The organism is Castellaniella defragrans, from assembly GCF_014203015.1.
In the GTDB taxonomy this organism is placed as follows: Bacteria; Pseudomonadota; Gammaproteobacteria; order Burkholderiales; family Burkholderiaceae_B; genus Castellaniella; species Castellaniella defragrans.
Map to the genome: position 1 here is coordinate 1 of NZ_JACHIB010000033.1, position 3,974 is coordinate 3,974.

Below are 3,974 nucleotides of genomic sequence, written 5' to 3' on the forward strand. Positions count from 1 at the left end.
ATTAACCAGACTTCGTCTTTCTTTGAGCATAGCGACGTATGAACCGACCATCTCGATGGTTGAGGAAATACGATTACAGGAATTGAACTGAAGAGTTTGATCCTGGCTCAGATTGAACGCTAGCGGGATGCTTTACACATGCAAGTCGAACGGCAGCACGAAGAGCTTGCTCTTTGGTGGCGAGTGGCGAACGGGTGAGTAATGTATCGGAACGTGCCCAGTAGCGGGGGATAACTACGCGAAAGCGTGGCTAATACCGCATACGCCCTACGGGGGAAAGGGGGGGATCGCAAGACCTCTCACTATTGGAGCGGCCGATATCGGATTAGCTGGTTGGTGGGGTAAAGGCCTACCAAGGCGACGATCCGTAGCTGGTTTGAGAGGACGACCAGCCACACTGGGACTGAGACACGGCCCAGACTCCTACGGGAGGCAGCAGTGGGGAATTTTGGACAATGGGGGCAACCCTGATCCAGCCATCCCGCGTGTGCGATGAAGGCCTTCGGGTTGTAAAGCACTTTTGGCAGGGAAGAAACGGCGCGGGCTAATAACCTGTGCTAATGACGGTACCTGCAGAATAAGCACCGGCTAACTACGTGCCAGCAGCCGCGGTAATACGTAGGGTGCAAGCGTTAATCGGAATTACTGGGCGTAAAGCGTGCGCAGGCGGTTCGGAAAGAAAGGTGTGAAATCCCAGGGCTTAACCTTGGAACTGCACTTTTAACTACCGGGCTAGAGTACGTCAGAGGGGGGTAGAATTCCACGTGTAGCAGTGAAATGCGTAGAGATGTGGAGGAATACCGATGGCGAAGGCAGCCCCCTGGGATGATACTGACGCTCATGCACGAAAGCGTGGGGAGCAAACAGGATTAGATACCCTGGTAGTCCACGCCCTAAACGATGTCAACTAGCTGTTGGGGTTTATTAACCTTAGTAGCGCAGCCAACGCGTGAAGTTGACCGCCTGGGGAGTACGGTCGCAAGATTAAAACTCAAAGGAATTGACGGGGACCCGCACAAGCGGTGGATGATGTGGATTAATTCGATGCAACGCGAAAAACCTTACCTACCCTTGACATGTCTGGAATCCCGAAGAGATTTGGGAGTGCTCGCAAGAGAACCGGAACACAGGTGCTGCATGGCTGTCGTCAGCTCGTGTCGTGAGATGTTGGGTTAAGTCCCGCAACGAGCGCAACCCTTGCCATTAGTTGCTACATTCAGTTGGGCACTCTAATGGGACTGCCGGTGACAAACCGGAGGAAGGTGGGGATGACGTCAAGTCCTCATGGCCCTTATGGGTAGGGCTTCACACGTCATACAATGGTCGGGACAGAGGGTTGCCAAGCCGCGAGGCGGAGCCAATCTCAGAAACCCGATCGTAGTCCGGATCGCAGTCTGCAACTCGACTGCGTGAAGTCGGAATCGCTAGTAATCGCGGATCAGCATGTCGCGGTGAATACGTTCCCGGGTCTTGTACACACCGCCCGTCACACCATGGGAGTGGGTTTCACCAGAAGTAGGTAGCCTAACCGCAAGGGGGGCGCTTACCACGGTGAGATTCATGACTGGGGTGAAGTCGTAACAAGGTAGCCGTATCGGAAGGTGCGGCTGGATCACCTCCTTTAAGAGCTCACAGCAAAGCCTGTTGTTGAAGCGCTCACGCTTATCGGCTGTTTGGTACATGGTCTGAAGTCCAGGCCTGCATGAAAAGCAGACTCAAGGGGTCAGTAGCTCAGTCGGTTAGAGCACCGTCTTGATAAGGCGGGGGTCGATGGTTCGAATCCATCTTGACCCACCACGGTTCGTTGTCGGGGCGTGCTCGGGCGACGGGTTCTGGGGGATTAGCTCAGCTGGGAGAGCACCTGCTTTGCAAGCAGGGGGTCGTCGGTTCGATCCCGTCATCCTCCACCAGCGATTTGTGCGGTGGGTTTTTGTGGACACGCAGGATTTTCAGTCAAGAGCGTCTTGGGCGAGAGCCCAGGGTGCTGCTGACTGAACCGGCATCGAGAGGTGCCGATCGGTGAAGTACCATGTTCTTTAACAATCTGGAAGAAGCACAACAATGTAAATATCATGATCGACTTGATTGTCGTGAAGGGTAATTTACGGGTTGTGATTGCAAAATCAATTGTTCAAAAGTTCTTAAGATTCAGTCAGGGTCGTTCCGCAAGGGATGATGCTTGACGAGCCTTGATGGAATTGAACGGCACAAACACGCGAAACTCAGTTCCTGTAATCTGCAAAGTTATAGGATCAAGCGAATAAGTGCATATGGTGGATGCCTTGGCGATCACAGGCGAAGAAGGACGTTGTAGCCTGCGAAAAGCTGCGGGGAGCTGGCAAACAAGCTTTGATCCGCAGATGTCCGAATGGGGAAACCCACTCCAGCGATGGAGTATCGTTATCTGAATACATAGGGTAACGAGGCGAACCGGGTGAACTGAAACATCTCAGTAGCTCGAGGAAAAGAAATCAACCGAGATTCCGGCAGTAGCGGCGAGCGAAACCGGAGCAGCCTTGACGAGTTAGCACAGTCGATAGTCGAACGGTCTGGAAAGGCCGGCCGCAGCATGGTGATAGCCCTGTAGACGAAATCGAATGTGTGGGACTAGGCGTCAGATAAGTAGGGCGGGACACGTGAAATCCTGTCTGAAGATGGGGGGACCATCCTCCAAGGCTAAATACTCGTGATCGACCGATAGTGAACCAGTACCGTGAGGGAAAGGCGAAAAGAACCCCGGAAGGGGAGTGAAATAGATCCTGAAACCGTATGCATACAAACAGTAGGAGCCTCCTTGAGGGGTGACTGCGTACCTTTTGTATAATGGGTCAGCGACTTACATTCAGTGGCAAGCTTAACCGGATAGGGAAGGCGTAGCGAAAGCGAGTCCGAACAGGGCGATTCAGTCGCTGGGTGTAGACCCGAAACCAGGCGATCTATCCATGGCCAGGTTGAAGGCACGGTAACACGTGCTGGAGGACCGAACCCACTAACGTTGAAAAGTTAGGGGATGAGCTGTGGATAGGGGTGAAAGGCTAAACAAGCCTGGAGATAGCTGGTTCTCTCCGAAAACTATTTAGGTAGTGCCTCACATGATTACTGCCGGGGGTAGAGCACTGTTATAGCTAGGGGGTCATGGCGACTTACCAACCTATGGCAAACTCCGAATACCGGCAAGTACAGTGTGGGAGACAGAGCACCGGGTGCTAACGTCCGGACTCAAGAGGGAAACAACCCAGACCGCCAGCTAAGGTCCCTAAAACGGGCTAAGTGGGAAACGAAGTGGGAAGGCATAGACAGTCAGGAGGTTGGCTTAGAAGCAGCCATCCTTTAAAGAAAGCGTAATAGCTCACTGATCGAGTCGTCCTGCGCGGAAGATGTAACGGGGCTAAGCCAGTTACCGAAGCTGCGGGTGTGCACGCAAGTGCACGCGGTAGGAGAGCGTTCTGTAAGCCTGCGAAGGTGGCTTGTAAAGGCTGCTGGAGGTATCAGAAGTGCGAATGCTGACATGAGTAGCGATAAAGGGGGTGAAAAGCCCCCTCGCCGTAAGTCCAAGGTTTCCTGCGCAACGTTCATCGGCGCAGGGTGAGTCGGCCCCTAAGGCGAGGCAGAGATGCGTAGCTGATGGGAAGCTGGTTAATATTCCAGCACCGTCGTGAGATGCGATGGGGGGACGGATGGCAGAAGGTCATCGGGGTGTTGGATGTCCCCGTTGCTGCATCGAAGAAGGCGCTTAGGTAAATCCGGGCGCGTAATTCAAGGGTGTGGCTGGACAGGAACTTCGGTTCCTGGACTGATTGGAAGTTGTCCCAGGAAAAGCCTCTAAGCTTCAGTCTCACGAGACCGTACCGCAAACCGACACAGGTGGACGGGATGAATATTCCAAGGCGCTTGAGAGAACTCAGGAGAAGGAACTCGGCAAATTGATACCGTAACTTCGGGAGAAGGTATGCCCTTGTAGTGTGACAGGCTTG

2 tRNA genes and 2 rRNA genes (1 of these 4 running past the window's edge) are annotated in these 3,974 nt (G+C 53.5%); all 4 read left to right on the plus strand.

Annotated features, from left to right (window positions below):
• Window positions 1-84 precede the first annotated feature (84 nt).
• A 16S ribosomal RNA gene (locus tag HNR28_RS17945) occupies window positions 85-1,623 on the plus strand.
• 97 nt (window positions 1,624-1,720) lie between these two features.
• Window positions 1,721-1,797: transfer RNA gene (locus HNR28_RS17950), tRNA-Ile, on the plus strand.
• Between the two features lie 37 nt (window positions 1,798-1,834).
• Window positions 1,835-1,910: transfer RNA gene (locus HNR28_RS17955), tRNA-Ala, on the plus strand.
• Between the two features lie 340 nt (window positions 1,911-2,250).
• Window positions 2,251-3,974: ribosomal RNA gene (locus HNR28_RS17960) — 23S ribosomal RNA — on the plus strand (it continues 1,262 nt past the right edge of the window).
• Together the 16S and 23S rRNA genes with 2 tRNA genes alongside form the textbook arrangement of a ribosomal RNA operon.